Origin of the sequence: Larkinella bovis (genome assembly GCF_042655385.1) — a bacterium.
Lineage (GTDB): Bacteria > Bacteroidota > Bacteroidia > Cytophagales > Spirosomataceae > Larkinella > Larkinella bovis.
Genome location: NZ_JBHSMA010000015.1, coordinates 50,096 through 65,875, shown reverse-complemented (window position 1 = coordinate 65,875; position 15,780 = coordinate 50,096). Strand labels below are relative to the sequence as shown.

Genomic DNA, 15,780 nt, shown 5'->3' with positions numbered 1-15,780 from the left:
ACCTTAAACTTAGAACGTTACATTCAGACCCAGGTTAAACGTGCGGGGGCGCGGATACTGGAAGAACTCCATGTTGGCCACCAGTTGACCGCCAAAACCGGTCAGGGCTTCCGGGTCGTAGCCCGAGTATTTGTCGACCAGGAAGAAGTTCTGGGCGCTGGCATACACCCGCAACCGCTGGAAGTTCACCTTGCCAAACTTGGTCGGCAGCGAATAGCCCAGCACCACGTTCTGGCCCCGAATGAACGACCCATCTTCCATCCACCAGTCGTCCATGTGGGTCGAATAACCGGCGTTGTAGTGGCGGATTTCGGCAATCATGCTGTTCTGGTTTTCGGGCGTCCAGGCACCCAGCACCGTCCGGGCGCTGCTGGCGATGGCCTGCCGGTCTTCCACCGAGTGTTTCGTCGCGTTCACCGTATTCACTCCCATTACAAACCGGATGTCGAACGATAGGTCGAACTTGCCAAACTGGAAGGAGTTGCCCACGTTCAGGGTCCATTTCGGGTACGAACGGCCGATGATGGTTTCGTCCTGCGCGTCAATTTTACCGTCGTTGTTCAGATCGGCCCATTTCAGGTCACCCGGCCGTTTGTTGTATTTAGCCGCCAGATCCGCTTCGTCGGTCCCAAACACGCCCAGGCGTTTATAGCCCCAGATTGTACCGATTGGGTAGCCGATCCGCAGAATGTTGGTGTTCCCCAGGAAGTTCGGGCCGGGAAAAATATCGTCGCCGTTGGCCCCCAGCTTCAGAATCTTGTTCTTGTTCGACGAGAACGCGATGTTGGTCGACCAGGTGAAGTTGTTCGTGCTGATGTTGCGGGTATTGATCCCGATTTCAATCCCTTTGTTTTCCACCGAACCGATGTTCTGCGTCACCGTGCTCAAACCGGTCGACCAGGGAATGGGTGCGTTCAGCAACAGATCTTTCGTGACTTTGTGGTAGTAATCCACCGTCAGGTCGATGCGGTTATTGAGCAAACCGATGTCGGCCCCCACGTCCAGCTGGTTGGTGTATTCCCAGCGCAAATCCGGGTTCCCGAACGAACTCCGCCAGATACCGGTCCGGCGGGCACCGTTCAGCAGCACGTCGCCTGTGCCGAGGAATTGCTGCGATGCATACTGACCGATTTCCTGGTTCCCGGTTTTCCCGTAGCTGGCCCGCAGTTTCAGGTTCGACAGCCACGACGCCGACTTCAGAAATTCCTCCTGGCTCACGTTCCAGGCAACGGCCGCCGACGGGAAGAAGGCGTATTTGTTGTTAGCCCCGAACTTGGAAGCCCCATCGTAGCGGCCGGTGAACGTGACCAGGTATTTGTCCTTGAAGTTGTAGTTCAGACGGGCAAAATACGAGTTGAGCGTCCACTGCTGGTCGGATGAAGTCGGTTTCACCAGGGTGGTTCCCACGTTGAGGTTGTGATAGCCCCAGAAGTCATCAATGAAGTTCTGCGCGCCCGCCAGATACTGCTCCCAGTTCCGTTTCTGCCACGACAGCCCCGCCAGCGCCGAAATCGTATGATCGGTACCGATGGTTTTGTTCCAGTTCAGGTAATTCTCGAACTGCCAGTAATATTCGGTATTCGACCAGATATCCGACACCCCTTTCTGGTCGGCCGACAATGCATTCAGGTCACGCCCCGAATAGAAGTTGTTTTTCTCGTATTTCAGTTCATAGCTGAAGTTGGTCCGCAGCGTGAGTTCCGGCGTGAAGGTCAGCAACGAATAAATCTGTCCCAGCAATTGGGTTTTGGGGTTAATCCGCATCCGTTGGTTGGCAATCCGAACCGGGTTTTCACCCCCTTCCATACCGGGCCAGTCCTTGTTCCGGCCCCAGCTTCCGTCGGGGTACTGAATCGGCAGAATCGGCAGGGCTTCCATCACCATCCGGGGCACGTTCAAACCGCCGGACGCATCGTCCACTTCGCGCTGGGTGGTTTTGGTCAGGAACATACTTCCGCCAATCTTCAGCCATTTATTGACTTCATTATCCAGCGTAAACTTGGCCGAATACCGCTTGAACCAGGAGTTCAGCATCAAACCGCCCTGATCGGTATAGCCCAGACCCAGGCTGTACGAGGTTTTTTCGCTGCCTCCCCGCACTGCAAATTCGTGGTTCTGCGCGCCGGTTGGTTTGTAGACTTCCCGCTCCCAGTCCGTGTTATACAGCGGTTTGCCGCTGGCATCGAACAGGTTCGGGAAATTTTTGGGGTCGTTGCGCACAAACTTCCCACTGGCAAAACCGGCCGGATCGTACTTGGCCGCATTGTCGAACGCCTTGTTGTAGACAAACATGAACTCATCCGAATTCAGCGTACCGAGGTAGCGGGCCGGTGTAATGACCGATCCCCAGACGTCGTACGACACCTGCGACTGCCCGGATTTGCCGCGCTTGGTCGTGATGATAATCACCCCGTTGGCACCCCGCGCCCCGTAGATGGCCGTGGCCGACGCATCTTTCAGCACCTCCAGCGACTCGATATCATTGGGGTTCAGCAGGTTGGCATTACTCACGCCGATAATTCCGTCGACCACATACAGCGGTTCCAGGCTCGAGTTGATCGAACCGATCCCCCGAATCCGGACGCGGGGTTGATAGCCCGGGGCCGAGGAGTTCACCATCACATCCACCCCCGGAATCCGGCCCTGTAACGACTGGGCAATGTTGGGAGCCTGCCGATCCAGCAGCTTTTCGCCTTTCAGAGCCGCCACCGAACCGGTCAGGTCGCTTTTCCGCACCGTACCGTACCCGATGACCACCACTTCGTCAAGGTTGCGGTTGTCGGTTTCCATGTTCACGGTCAGGGTGCTGCGGTTATTAACCGGTACTTCCTGCTTCATGTACCCGATCGAACTGAACACCAGCGTGGCGTTGCCGTCCGTTACGTCCAGTTGAAAAGCCCCATTGGCGTCCGTGTTGGTCCCGCGGCTGGTGCCTTTTTCAACGACGTTCACCCCCGGCAATCCCGTGCCATTGGCTTCTTTCACTACCCCTTTCACCGTAAAAACCACGGCCTGGGCTTGAGTCGCCGATGCGGTTTCTTCGGCCGCCGGAGCAACCATGCCCGTTGCCACCCCTTCCTTGCGGGACAAGACAATCTGGTTATCAACCAGTTCGTACGAAATCCCCAGCGGCATCAGCAGTTTATCCAGCACCTCGGCCAGCCGCCCCCCCTGGGTCTGGAACGTCACGCGCTGCTCCTGAACGATCCGGCTACTGTACACAAATTTAATGTTCGTCTTGCGTTCAATTTGCAGTAAAGCTTCCCGCAAGCTCACGTTTTCAACTTTCAGAACGACTTTTCGGCTCAGTTCATCCTGGCCAGGCCGATGACCGGCGAAGGAGGCCGAGGACAGAACAACCACCAATAACAGTTGGACGAGCGTCAACCGGAACGGTGCAAATCGGCCGCCTGGTGGGGCGTAAAAATGTTTGCTCATGGTACGTTTTAGAAAACAGGTTAGAAACTGGAATTAATAGAAAATGAAATGGTGTCATCAGGGGCAACCCAGGCCGTCGAGTGCGATAACCGGCCCGTTCAGTGTATACGAGGCATCCGTTGTTTTACAGAGTAAATCCAGGATCACGGGCAGCCGCATGTTTGTAAAGTCCGCGCGTAGCTTGCAGTTCTGGAGAGTCGGGTTCCGAAACTGGATCCGGACGCCGAAGGTTTCTTCCAGCGCGTCGGCCACCTGCCGGAGCGATGCCCATTCGAACGCAATGGTGGCCGGCTCCCACACGCGCGGCTTGGCTCCGCGGGGCAGACCGGTTTTGGCGAGCGATTCGGCTTTCGGGTTAAAAACCGCCTGCTGGCGCGCCGTCAGTAAAACCGGTTTCTGGTTGGAGACACTGACCGCCACTTTTCCGGTCACGACCGACACCTCGAAGTGTGAACTATGGCGGTAGGCCCGGACGTTAAAGGTGGTTCCCAACACTTCGGTTTTGAGTTTTCCGGCTTCAATGATGAACGGGCGGGTGGTGTCGCGCCGTACTTCAAAAAACGCTTCGCCTTCCAGTTGCACGGTCCGGAGCGTGGCAGCAAACCGGTTCGGGTAGCGCAGCCGGGTAGCCGGACTCAGCCACACCACGCTGCCGTCGGTCAGTTCGTGCCGCAGAATGGTTTTGGTTTTGTTCTCGAACGTTACCCGTTGCGGAATCGCCGGGGTCGCCGGAACCGGCGGTGAAATCTGATCCGTGCGCGGCTGATACTGCCAAAGTCCTACGGTTGCGATGAGCATGGCGGCTGCTACGCCACTCAGCGCCCATAACCAGTTGCGGTTGCGCCAAAACCGGCGTACCGGCCCCGGTTCGGCCGCTTCAATACGCTGTCGAATTTGCCGGAGTACGTGCAGGGCGTAGGCCCGTTCCTGCGTCTCAGGATGCCGCTCCGTCAAATCCGGCCGGGACTCAAACGAATCATACCAGGCTTCGACCAGCCGGGCTTCGTCGGGGGAGCAACGGCCGGCCAGGTACTTTTCCAACAAATCAGGTGAAGGGTAGCGGTTCTCCATTCCGTCCAGGTTAATAGATTATGATGGCAAAATCCAATCCATTTCCCTTAAGACGAACAAGTGGGGCAAAAACCTTAGCCGGACTACTTAATTTTTAAAAAAATTTAAAGTAGCTGCCCATCGATCCCGGGCAGATACCGTTTTCCAGACTGACCTCCTGGTGGCAGAACTACAGGTCGTTTGCCTTCGGGCAATGGGCAATAAACGGTGTTGATTTTCTACCCATAGAAAAATATCACCCCAAAAGCAGGTTCAGCAACGCTACCGAAACCGCCGAAAAATCTTTCAGAACGTGGCGCAGGGTCGTGTGGGCTTTGAGCAGGTGGCTTTCCACGGTTTTGGGCGCAATCTGGAGCTGGTCGGCGATGTCGGCCACCGATTGGCCCTGCTGGTGAAGCGCATATACCTGGCGGCATTTTTCCGGCAACTGGTCCACGGTCGATTCGTAGGCCTGCCGTAAATCCGCGTACAGAATCTGCTGCTCCGTCGCATTAACCACCTGCCGGTCGGGTTGTGCCAGCCATTCGGCGGCAAAACCGTCCTGCCGGGCCTGCGCCCGAAACCAGTCAATGACGGCATTCCGCAGCAGGGTTTGCAGGTAGCTTTCGGGGTTCTTCAATTCCGGTAGCCGGTGCCGTTTCAACCACAGGTTCACAAACAAATCCTGGACGATTTCTTCGGTCATTTCCCGGTCCTGCAACCGCTTGAAGGCTGTATTGGAGAGCTTTAGAAAATAGCGGGCGTAAATTTCTTCGAAAGCCTGCGGGTCATCCTGCTGCATACACAGGAAAAGGCCGGCATCATTTTCAGTCTGGTAATACGGTTTCATTGCGGCTCATTAGGATAGGTTGGCGTGGCAAAAAATCTAACTCCAAAGTATTACTTTTTTCAGTAATACTACTACCATTTTAATAAGAAAAAATGCCCCACGGCAACCATTCACTCAATAAAATTCGTCCCGAAATCACTCATTCCGGGGGATATATCCTTTTCCGGTTCAAAAAGGCCCTATCCCATAGGGAGCCTGCCCCATCCCATCAGGACGCCCCTGGTCTGACGCCCGGACGCAGCGGCTCGGGGGTCTGTGTTGGTAAATCGTTGCATTCTTTCTAACTTCCCCGGTTCCTAATCCCGACCGTTTATTCCAACCCACCGACTTTGTATGCAGAGCCATACCAAAGAATTTGAAGCTCCTCTTTCGTCTTCTGTGCTCTATAGCGAAGACCTTGCCCCTACCCCCGCATCCGAACGAACCTGGACCACCTGGAATTACGCGGCCTTGTGGATCAGCATGAGTCTGTGCATTCCCACGTATATGCTCGCCAGTTCGCTCATTGAGGGCGGCATGAACTGGTGGCAGGCCATCCTGACCATTTTCCTGGGCAATACGATTGTTCTGATTCCGATGGTGCTGAACGGACACGCCGGAGCCAAATACGGTATTCCGTTTCCGGTGCTGGCCCGCGCCAGTTTCGGCACAACGGGCGCCAATATTCCGGCCCTGCTCCGGGCCATTGTGGCCTGCGGCTGGTTCGGCATTCAGACCTGGATTGGCGGTTTTGCGCTGTACCAGATGGCCCGGTTGTGGATTCCGGCCCTCGAAACCCTACCGGCGGTATTCCCGGATTCGTTCGGTTTACAAACCGGTCCGGCTCTCTGTTTCCTGCTGTTCTGGCTCATCAATCTATACGTGATTTACCTGGGCGTCGAAAGCATTAAAAAACTCCTCATTTTCAAGGCCTTTTTCCTCCCGGTGGCCGCGCTGGCGTTGTTATTCTGGGCGATTTCGGCGGGCAACGGGCTGGGACCGATTCTCGAACAACCGGCCCGGTTTTCGACCACCGCCGATTTTCTGACCTTTTTCTTTCCGGCTTTAACCGGTATGGTCGGTTTCTGGGCAACGCTTTCTCTCAACATTCCCGACTTTACGCGCTACGCCAAAAGCCAGCGGGCGCAGATCAACGGGCAGATCATCGGCCTGCCGCCTTCCATGACCCTGTTTTCGTTCATCGGCGTTGTGGTTACTTCGGCCACAACAATTATCTATGGGAGCACGATTTGGGATCCGCTGGTGCTGGCCGGGAAATTCGACAGTAAACTGCTGGTCAGCGGGGCCATGATCGCCGTAGCCATTTCGACCCTGGCCACCAACATTGCCGCCAACATGGTGAGCCCGGCCAACGATTTTGCCAACCTGGCCCCCACCCGCATTGATTTCCGCAAGGGCGGTTACATAACGGGGGTAATCGGCATTCTCATTTTTCCCTGGAAACTGATTGCCGACCCCAGCGGCTATATTTTTACGTGGCTCGTCGGGTATTCCAGCCTGCTCGGCCCCGTCGGCGGCATCATGATTGTCGATTATTTCTTCGTACGAAAACAGCAACTGATTCCCTCGGAGCTATACAATCCGTCCGGTCTTTACCGCTACAGGAGTGGTTTCAACCCGGCCGCGCTCACGGCCCTGTTCGCGGGCATTCTGCCGAACGTACCCGGTTTTCTGACCACCGTTCACCTGCTGCCGACTGAAAGCGTACCGGCCTGGATCGCCCAGCTGTACAGCTACGCCTGGTTTGTCGGTTTTCTGGTCAGCGGCCTTGTGTACCGCCTGCTGATGCGGTCTTACCAGCCTCTACCGGCTAACGAGCGCCCGAAGGTCGCTTTTGATTAAAAACGGAATGCGGGCCGTAGTTTAGTCATCCATTCATCCTTTGAACCCCCATGGCGATTGTCAATAACCGGCTTACGGAGGAACAGTACGAGCAGAATTTCGGTGATATTCATCCGCCGTTCGTAAACCGGGATGCGGCCCAGGTGGAAGCCAGCCGCTGTCTGTATTGCTACGACGCTCCCTGCACCAAAAGCTGTCCGACCACGATCGACATTCCCAAGTTTATCCGCCAGATTACAACCGATAACCTCAAAGGATCGGCCCATACGATCCTGAGCGCGAACATTCTGGGCGGAGGGTGCTCGAAAGTCTGTCCGGTGGAGAAATTATGCGAGGGGTCGTGTGTCTATCATTTGCTGGGCGAACCACCCATCCCGATTGCCAAGTTGCAGCGGTTTTCTACCGAAAAAGCCATCGCGGAAAAATGGCCCTTATTCCGGCGAAAACCGGCAAAAAACAAAAAGGTAGCCGTGGTCGGCGCAGGACCGGCCGGGTTGAGCTGCGCCCACGCGCTGAGCCGGGAAGGGGTCGAGGTGACCATTTATGAGAAAGAAAGCAAAGGCGGGGGGCTGATGACCTACGGCGTTGCGGCTTATAAAGTCAGCCCGCAGTTTTGCGAAGAGGAAGTTGATTTTATCACCTCACTGGGCGGAATTACCATCCGCTACAATACCGAACTGGGGAAAACCGTCTCATTGCATGAGTTGCAGCAGCAGTACGATGCGGTTTATCTGGGCGTTGGCGTCGGGCTGACGCGACAACTGGGGGTTCCCGGCGAGGAACTTACCGGCGTCGAAGAGGCCATCCGGTTTATTTACGACATTCGGACCAAGGGTTATCCGTCGGTGCCGGTGGGCGACAAAGTAGCGGTGATCGGTTTGGGCATGACGGCCATCGACGCAGCCACGCAGGCGAAACGACTGGGTGCCAGTGAAGTAACTATTCTATACCGCCGGACGCAGGAGGAAATGCCCTGCACGGAAGCCGAACTGAACCAGGCCAAACTGGACGGTTGCCGCATCATCTGGCTGGCGGCACCGCATGAAATCCGGGGCGTTGATGGGCAGGTTACGGAATTGATGGGCCGACGAATGCAGCTCGGCGAACCCGACGCCAGCGGCCGCCAAACGCCCGTCGAAACCGGGGAGACATTTTCGCTGGACGTCGATATGGTCATCAAAGCCACCGGACAACTACCCTTTGAGGAGTTGATCAACCAGTGTCAACTGGAAAACCGAAACGGAAGAGTGACCACCAATCACGGCTGCGCCACCAACCTGCGGGGTGTCTTTGCGGGGGGCGATTGCGTGAACGGCGGTAAGGAAGTCGTAGACGCGGTTCAGGCCGGAAAAGACGGTGCCCAGGCCATTCTGAGCTTTTTACAAATTTTATAACGGTATACGGTTTTCAGTGGGCTGACGTCTTCCAGCCACCGTAAAAAACGATAAACCGAAAACCGTATACCGAAAACTGTAAACCGTATACCGTATGGCGGATTTATCAGCAAATTTTCTCGGCATCAAATCCCCGAATCCGTATTGGCTGGCGAGCGCGCCACCGACGGACAAGAAGTACAATGTGCTGCGGGCGCTGGAAGCCGGTTGGGGAGGGGTGGTATGGAAAACGCTGGGCAGTCAGATCAAAAACGTGTCGTCGCGCTATTCGTCCGTCGATTACAACCGGACGCGGATGATGGGACTCAACAACATCGAACTGATTTCTGACCGCCCCCTGGCGCTGAACCTCCGCGAAATTGCGGAATGCGTCCGCGAGTTTCCCGACCGGGCGATGATCGTTTCGCTCATGGCCGACAACACCCGCGCGAAATGGCACGAGCTGATTGCCCAGGTGGAAGATACCGGCGCGCACGGCCTGGAACTGAATTTTGGCTGTCCGCACGGCATGAACGAGCGTGGGATGGGCGCGGCTGTCGGCCAGGACCCCGACATTGCCCGCATGGTGGTGGAATGGGTGATGGAAAAAGCCACGATTCCGGTCATTACGAAGCTGACACCCAACGTGCATTCGGTGGTTCCGGCGGGCCGGGCGGTGGTGGAGGGCGGTTCGAACGGATTATCGCTCATCAATACCATTCAGTCCGTAACCGGCGTCGATCTCGATACGCTGGTGCCGAACCCGAACGTGGCCGGACAGTCGGTTTTTGGTGGTTATTGCGGTCCGGCGGTCAAACCGATTGCCCTGAAAATGCTCACCACCCTCCGCCAGGACCCGGTCACGGCGCGGGTGCCGGTGTCGGGTATCGGCGGTATTAGCACCTGGAAAGAGGCCGCCGAGTTTCTGTTGCTGGGCGCTTCGACCGTGCAGGTTTGCACGGCGGTCATGAAACACGGTTTTCGCATCATCGACGACCTCTGCGAAGGACTCAGCAACTGGATGGATGAAAAGGGCTTCCGCACCCTCAACGACTTCATTGGCAAATCCGTACCGACTCTCACCCAGTGGGAAGACCTCGACCTCAATCACCACCTTGTGGCCCGCATCGACCCCGCCAAATGCATTCGCTGCGGTCTTTGTTACATTGCCTGCGAAGATGCGTCGCACCAGTCCATCCGGCTGGAATACGGAAAGCCGTACAATACGTACACGGTTGTCGAACCGGATTGCGTCGGTTGTAATTTGTGCAAACTGGTATGCCCGGTCGAGCCGTGCATTACGATGGTCGAGCAGCGCCGGAGCGAAGAGTATGTCAACTGGGCGGAATTTCAGCGCCGGGGGATGCCGCTGAACGACCATTGAAAATACGCCCTTAGCCGCTGTTTTTCGAAAAAATCCAGCTTTTTGATGGCAAAATATGCCTTTAACGAAACCTTACCATAATTTTTTGTACAGACAGCAGAGAACTAAAGTCAGAAACGCTTATTTTACAGCTCCATTTTATTCTGCAATGTCATGCCAACAGGTACAGTAAAATTTTTTAATGAAAGCAAAGGCTTCGGGTTTGTTGTACCCGATGACGGAAGTAGTGATGTTTTTGTCCATGTTTCTGCCTGCCAGGATCAAATCCGGGAGCGCGACAAAGTCACTTACGACGTTGCCCAGGGTCCAAAAGGACTAAACGCAACCAACGTAAAACTGGTGCGGTAAGCCGTCGCGAGCCGGTTGGCTTTTGGATGTTCTTCCGTTATAAAGCTAACCGGCTTGCCTTAATTCACCCGCCGGGCGCTGCGAATGATAACCGGTTTTTGGAGCCATTGCCCCTGGCCCTCCGCCGGTCCGGTAGTGCCCCGCTGAATTCGACGCACGACGTCCATTCCTTCCACCACCCGCCCGAAAGCGGCAAACCCCTGTCCGCCGGGGTTTCGTTTCCCGCCAAAATCCAGTTCCGGCTGATCGTTGATACAGATAAAAAACTCGGAAGTTCCGCTGTTCGGCGTCGTTCGGGCCAGCGAGAGCGTGCCGTCCCGGTGTTTCAGACCGGTTTTTTGGGTCGTTTCCTGCGGAATGGGCGGCAACTGCCGGGTCGTATCGTCCTCAAAACCGCCCTGAATTACTTCAATTTTTACGGCATTCTGCGGTTGATTATCCCGCCGGACCACGCGGTAAAACCGGCTGCCGTCATACCGGTTTTCATCGACATACCGCAGAAAATTAGCCACCGAGATCGGCGCTTTGTCCGCGTATAGTTCCAGCAAAATGGATCCGGCGTCTGTCTCCAGCCGAACGCGCTGGGCGTTGACCTGCCCCAACCCGCCCGGAAAAAGAAGGAGAAAAAGCAAAAGGTGTTTCATACGCTTCGGACTTGGTTTCGAACGGTGCAGCACGTCAACAACAAAACCGGGTGGCCGATCAGAACTGTCCTGAACAACCACCCGGTTTTATCTACAGGCTATGGAAACTCAGGCCGTTGCCCGGCCAAACTTCGCTTTGACAAATTGATAGATAATCGGCGCAATCGATAACCCGATGATCCCGAAGATGACCAGTTCAAAGTTATTCTTGATAATGGGAATATTACCAAACAGATAGCCCAGCATGGTCACGCCCACAACCCACAGAATGGCACCAGCGATGCAGTAGCCAATGTATTTGCTGTAGTTCATGCTTCCGGCACCGGCCACGAAGGGCGCGATCGTCCGGACGATCGGAATAAACCGGGCCATGATCACGGTTTTACCACCGTGTTTGTGGTAGAAATTCTCCGTTTCGGTGATGTATTCCCGTTTAAAAAACAGAATTCGCTCCCGCATCTTGATCTGATTGCCCAGGAACTTGCCGACAATATAATTGACGTTATCACCCATCAAAGCCGCCAGAATCAGCAACGGCATCAGGATTTTGACATCCAGCGCCCCGGTCGAAGCCGCGAGGGCTCCGGCGGCAAAAAGCAGCGAGTCACCGGGCAGTAACGGCATGACAATCAGGCCGGTTTCCACGAAAACGATCAGGAATAAAATCACGTAGGTCAGCGTCCCGTACTCGTTGATAATATCGGCCAGGTGCTTGTCCAGGTGTAAAAAGAAGTCGAGAACCGACTGGATAAATTCCATATGTGTAATAGATTGGTGGATTAATGACCCGACCCGAAACCGTTCAGCCCCAGGCCGTCCAGGAAGTGGGTAAACGTATCCCCACGAAGCCCTAACCGGATGGTTTCCAGCGGAATGGCTTCATTGGGTGATATATTTCCCAGATTGACATTGGCCCCCAGCAGTTTTACAAACCAGACCTGCTGTTCCTTCTGTGGGGCTTCCCAGATAATTTTTTCGAAGGGAATCTGCGTCAGAATTTCTTCCACCAGCCCCTGCCGCACTTCCCCGCTTGATCGGAATAAACCAACGGTTCCGCCTTCGCGGGCTTCACCGATCACTTTCCAGGCCCCGGCTTCCAGTTCGGCTTTCATCAGCTGAATCCATTTGTAGGGCGGAATGATCTTGGCTTCGTCCTTAGAACCCACCTCCGACAAGACCGTCACCTGTTTGGCCAACTGACTGATGTAGTTACACTTATCATCGAGATTCATCTCGATTGAACCGTCCGACACTTCGGCAAACTCCAGTCCGTAGACATCGAGCAGCCGCCGGTAATCATCGAACTGTTTCCGAACGACGAACGCTTCAAATAGTGTTCCGCCAAAATAAACCGGAATACCGGCCTCTTTGTAAACCTGAAGTTTCTCTTTCAAATTGGGGGTTACAAACGACGTAGCCCAGCCCAATTTTACGATGTCGACGTAAGCCGCCGAGGTAGACAAAAAATCCTCGACCTGCCGGATACTGAGCCCTTTGTCCATTACCATTGTCAGGCCGTGATCGCGGGGTTTTGTAGTTCGTTCCGGAATGTGGGAAAGCGTATAATTCATTTTGAGGGGATGGCGTATTGACGCAAAAACGCCTAAAATTAACACAAGTCCTGCTACCCCCCAAGAAAAGCCACATATTATACTTGAAAAAACCGGATCAGGCTTGGTTAAATACTATTTTTGTGAAAACATTTTTTGATCATGGCCACCCCCGAAACGAATTCCCGTCTGCCGTTTTTCCGCTCGCTGATCGGTCAGGATTTGCGGCATAGCCCTTCTCCGCTGGGTCGCTGGCTCAACGGCACGGTACGAGCCGCCGAAGAAGGGTCATTGACCGTCGAGTATGAAGTCCGGGAAGAAATGACCAATCCGATGCGGATTCTGCACGGTGGTGCCCTGGCCGCCATTCTCGATGACCTGATCGGAGCCACGGTCTATGCGCTGGGCCGGGAATACATCTATACCTCCGTCAACCTGAATGTCGATTTTCTGCACAGCGCCCGGCTGGGCGAAACCGTCACGGCCCAATCGCGGATTGTCCGGGCGGGTAAAAACATCATCCACGCCGAATGCCAGGTGACAGCCACCGACGGTAAAATCATTGCCAAAGCGGCTTCCAACCTGGTGCAGACGTCGATAAAGCACTGAGGAGCGGTATACAGTTTTCGGTATTCGGTAGCTGACGCGTTCGCTTTTGCTTGCGTCAGCCACTGAAAACTGTATACCGTAAACCGTCCTTATACCGGCAGCGGGTTCAGGTCCGGGTTGTTACGCTGGTGCCAGTAGGGGTAAATGGTGGGCTTGTCGCTCACCGCGTCCAGCCGGGCCACCTGCTCGCGGGTTAAATTCCAGCCGACCGCCCCCAGGTTTTGCCGCAGCTGTTCTTCCGTCCGGGCGCCGATGATCACGCTGGAAACCGTGGGGCGTTGAAGCACCCAGTTCAGGGCCACCTGCGCGACGGTTTTGCCGGTTTCGGCGGCCAGTTCGTCCAGCGTATCCATGATCGAAAACCAGTAGTCTTCCGGAATGGGCGGGCCTTCCCCCCCACCTTCCGCAATCCGGCTACCCGCCGGGGCGGGGTTGTTCCGGCGGTATTTGCCACCCAGCCGGCCGGCGGAGAGGGGACTCCAGACCGTCGTGCCCACGCGTTGATCGAGGCCCAGTGGCATCAGTTCCCATTCAAATTCCCGACTCAGCAGTGAATAATACGCCTGGTGGGTAACGTATTTCGCCCAGCCGTAACGTTCGGAAACCGACAGGGACTTCATCAGGTGCCAGCCCGAAAAATTGGAGCAGCCAATGTAGCGTACTTTGCCGCTCCGAACCAGATCGTTCAGGGCACTCAGCGTTTCGTCGACCGCCGTGTTGCCGTCGAAACCGTGCATGTAATAAATGTCGATGTAATCGGTTTGCAACCGGCGCAGGCTGTCTTCGCAGGATTTGACCAGCCGAAACCGCGAGGAGCCGAAATCATTCGGGCCATCGCCCATTTTAAAGGTGGTCTTGGTCGAAATCAGGGCCTTGTCACGCCGACCCGTCAGCGCCTTGCCGAGAATTTCTTCCGACAAGCCCCGGGAATAAACATCCGCCGTATCGAATAAGGTCAGCCCGGCCTCCAGACACAGATCCACCAGCCGGGTTGCTTCATCCACCTGGGTAGTACCCCAGGCTTTAAAAAATTCGGTACCGCCCCCGAAGGTGCCCGTACCAAAACTCAAAACCGGAACCTTCAGTCCCGAACCTCCTAATTGTCGATATTCCATAGTAATGGCAAATCAGGTTGTACTATGCGTTAAGATCGACGTCAAGTTAGAAAATCCTGTCGTACCGACAGGATTTCGTCCGGAAAAACCGTGTATAAATACGCGTTCGGTCCTGCTCTGCCCCGCCCCGGCCTGAAGTCCGTCGGTACGTTTATTGTAACTTTTCGCCGGAAAACTTAATTTGAGGGTCTAAACCAGATTTTGTGCCCACGGATTGCCTATGGAAATAGCCTCGTTTCTGATTGTCTTTTTTATGGTTCGGTACATCCGGACGTCCCTCCAGACGGCCGTACGGTTTCCGGAGTGGGACCGGATGCTGGTGATGGCCCAATACGCCGGCATGGGGCTGCTAATTGCGGATGTATTTATCGATGCCGATTTCATCAAATGGCTCTGGCACTTTATTCTGATCGCGATGGTCGGGGCCGCCTATCTGCTGAAGGACTTCCGGCCCGTCCGGAACGTCTGGCTGGCGGTGGGGCCATACATCCTGATTTCTTTGTTCAACGACATTGTCGAACTGATCAGCAAAGACTTTTACAACTCGATTGACGACGCCATTGCCATTGCCCAGGTGTTTGCCCTCGTCTGGCTGGTGGCTACCTGGATCAGTGGTCAGAAACAGCAGAAAGCCCTCGAAAAAGAACGCCTGAAACGCCAGCAGGAAGAAGAACAAAACCGCATCATTGCCAGCCAGAACGTGATGCTCGAACAGATCGTAGCGGAACGGACGGCCGAACTGACCCGCCAGAAAGAAGAACTCGAACAAACACTGTCGGAACTGAAAACCACGCAGGATCAGCTCATTCAGCGCGAAAAAATGGCTTCCCTGGGGGAACTGACCGCCGGTATTGCCCACGAGATCCAGAATCCGCTGAACTTCGTCAACAACTTTTCGGAAGTGTCGGTGGAGCTGATTGAGGAGCTGCGGGACGAACGGAAAAAAGAGGAAAGGGATGTGGAACTGGAAGAGGAAATTCTGAACGACATTGCGCAAAACCTGCAAAAGATTACGCACCACGGCAAACGGGCCGACTCGATCGTGAAGGGCATGCTGCAACACTCGCGCGCCAGCACCCACGAACGCGAGCCCACCGACCTCAACGCCCTGGCCGACGAATACCTCCGGCTGGCGTACCACGGTCTGCGGGCGAGCGACAAGTCCTTCAACGCCAGTCTGGTCACCGATTTCGACCCGAATCTGGGTTTGATTTCCGTGGTCCCGCAGGACATGGGGCGCGTGCTGCTCAACCTGTTCACCAACGCCTTTTACGCGACGGAGCAAAAACGAAAAACCGGTCTGGCGGGCTTCCAGCCAACGGTGAAAGTCGGTACGCGACAGCTGGGCAACGACGAAATCGAAATCAGGGTGCGCGACAACGGCTGTGGCATTCCGCAGGCGGTTCTGAACAAAATTTACCAGCCTTTTTTCACCACCAAACCTACCGGTCAGGGCACTGGTTTGGGCCTCTCGCTCAGTTACGACATCGTTACCAAAGGCCACGCGGGCGAACTGGCAGTCGAGACGGCAGAAGGAGAATTTACCGAGTTCATTATTCGGTTACCAACATAAAGAC

Annotated in this window: 13 protein-coding genes; 6 read left to right on the top strand and 7 right to left on the bottom strand. The window is 55.2% G+C overall.

Translation table 11 applies throughout. The annotated features are described in order from the left end of the window. Nucleotides 1-9: 9 nt before the first annotated feature. The 3 genes from ACFPMF_RS25660 to ACFPMF_RS25650 form a co-directional block, all read right to left on the bottom strand. Nucleotides 10-3,438: a SusC/RagA family TonB-linked outer membrane protein gene (locus tag ACFPMF_RS25660; RefSeq protein ID WP_379850558.1), complete on the bottom strand. Its 3,429-nt coding sequence runs from the start codon at nucleotides 3,436-3,438 to the stop codon at nucleotides 10-12. 57 nt (nucleotides 3,439-3,495) lie between these two features. Next, nucleotides 3,496-4,509 carry a FecR family protein gene (locus ACFPMF_RS25655; RefSeq protein ID WP_379850556.1) on the bottom strand — a complete coding sequence of 338 codons (1,014 nt, stop codon included), beginning with the start codon at nucleotides 4,507-4,509 and terminating at the stop codon, nucleotides 3,496-3,498. A gap of 235 nt (nucleotides 4,510-4,744) precedes the next feature. Continuing rightward, nucleotides 4,745-5,338: an RNA polymerase sigma-70 factor gene (locus tag ACFPMF_RS25650; RefSeq protein WP_379850554.1), complete on the bottom strand. Its 594-nt coding sequence runs from the start codon at nucleotides 5,336-5,338 to the stop codon at nucleotides 4,745-4,747. Between the two features lie 333 nt (nucleotides 5,339-5,671). Here ACFPMF_RS25650 and ACFPMF_RS25645 point away from each other — a divergent pair, with 333 nt between their 5' ends. The 4 genes from ACFPMF_RS25645 (at nucleotide 5,672) to ACFPMF_RS25630 (ending at nucleotide 10,285) form a co-directional block, all read left to right on the top strand. Beyond that, on the top strand, nucleotides 5,672-7,180 hold the full coding sequence (locus ACFPMF_RS25645) for an NCS1 family nucleobase:cation symporter-1 (RefSeq protein WP_379850552.1): 1,509 nt from the start codon (nucleotides 5,672-5,674) through the stop codon (nucleotides 7,178-7,180). 50 nt (nucleotides 7,181-7,230) lie between these two features. Further along, nucleotides 7,231-8,574, top strand: coding sequence for an NAD(P)-dependent oxidoreductase (locus ACFPMF_RS25640; protein WP_379850550.1), 1,344 nt, complete (start codon nucleotides 7,231-7,233; stop codon nucleotides 8,572-8,574). Nucleotides 8,575-8,668: 94 nt separating this feature from the next. Next, nucleotides 8,669-9,937 carry an NAD-dependent dihydropyrimidine dehydrogenase subunit PreA gene (gene preA, locus ACFPMF_RS25635; RefSeq protein WP_379850547.1) on the top strand — a complete coding sequence of 423 codons (1,269 nt, stop codon included), beginning with the start codon at nucleotides 8,669-8,671 and terminating at the stop codon, nucleotides 9,935-9,937. A 153-nt stretch (nucleotides 9,938-10,090) separates the two neighbouring features. Beyond that, nucleotides 10,091-10,285: a cold-shock protein gene (locus ACFPMF_RS25630; RefSeq protein WP_379850545.1), complete on the top strand. Its 195-nt coding sequence runs from the start codon at nucleotides 10,091-10,093 to the stop codon at nucleotides 10,283-10,285. A 59-nt stretch (nucleotides 10,286-10,344) separates the two neighbouring features. Here ACFPMF_RS25630 and ACFPMF_RS25625 read toward each other — a convergent pair whose 3' ends face one another. The 3 genes from ACFPMF_RS25625 to ACFPMF_RS25615 all read right to left on the bottom strand — a co-directional run bounded on the left by ACFPMF_RS25625 (nucleotide 10,345) and on the right by ACFPMF_RS25615 (nucleotide 12,500). Continuing rightward, a complete protein-coding gene (locus ACFPMF_RS25625) occupies nucleotides 10,345-10,929 on the bottom strand; it encodes a peptidylprolyl isomerase (protein WP_379850543.1) in 585 nt (194 codons plus the stop codon). A gap of 108 nt (nucleotides 10,930-11,037) precedes the next feature. Further along, on the bottom strand, nucleotides 11,038-11,688 hold the full coding sequence (locus tag ACFPMF_RS25620) for a DedA family protein (RefSeq protein WP_379850541.1): 651 nt from the start codon (nucleotides 11,686-11,688) through the stop codon (nucleotides 11,038-11,040). 20 nt (nucleotides 11,689-11,708) lie between these two features. Further along, nucleotides 11,709-12,500 (bottom strand): phosphosulfolactate synthase, encoded by a 792-nt coding sequence (locus ACFPMF_RS25615; RefSeq protein WP_379850539.1) that lies wholly within the window; start codon nucleotides 12,498-12,500, stop codon nucleotides 11,709-11,711. Between the two features lie 141 nt (nucleotides 12,501-12,641). On the opposite strand from ACFPMF_RS25615, the gene ACFPMF_RS25610 reads away from it, so the two are divergent. Beyond that, the gene (locus tag ACFPMF_RS25610; protein ID WP_379850538.1) at nucleotides 12,642-13,088 is read left to right on the top strand and encodes a PaaI family thioesterase; all 447 of its coding nucleotides are present in this window, start codon (nucleotides 12,642-12,644) and stop codon (nucleotides 13,086-13,088) included. A gap of 89 nt (nucleotides 13,089-13,177) precedes the next feature. On the opposite strand, the gene ACFPMF_RS25605 is transcribed toward ACFPMF_RS25610, so the two are convergent. Continuing rightward, nucleotides 13,178-14,203, bottom strand: coding sequence for an aldo/keto reductase (locus tag ACFPMF_RS25605; RefSeq protein WP_379850536.1), 1,026 nt, complete (start codon nucleotides 14,201-14,203; stop codon nucleotides 13,178-13,180). Nucleotides 14,204-14,423: 220 nt separating this feature from the next. Between ACFPMF_RS25605 and ACFPMF_RS25600 the strand changes: the two genes are divergently transcribed. Further along, nucleotides 14,424-15,776, top strand: a complete 1,353-nt coding sequence (locus tag ACFPMF_RS25600; RefSeq protein WP_379850534.1) for a sensor histidine kinase — start codon at nucleotides 14,424-14,426, stop codon at nucleotides 15,774-15,776. Nucleotides 15,777-15,780: the final 4 nt, after the last annotated feature.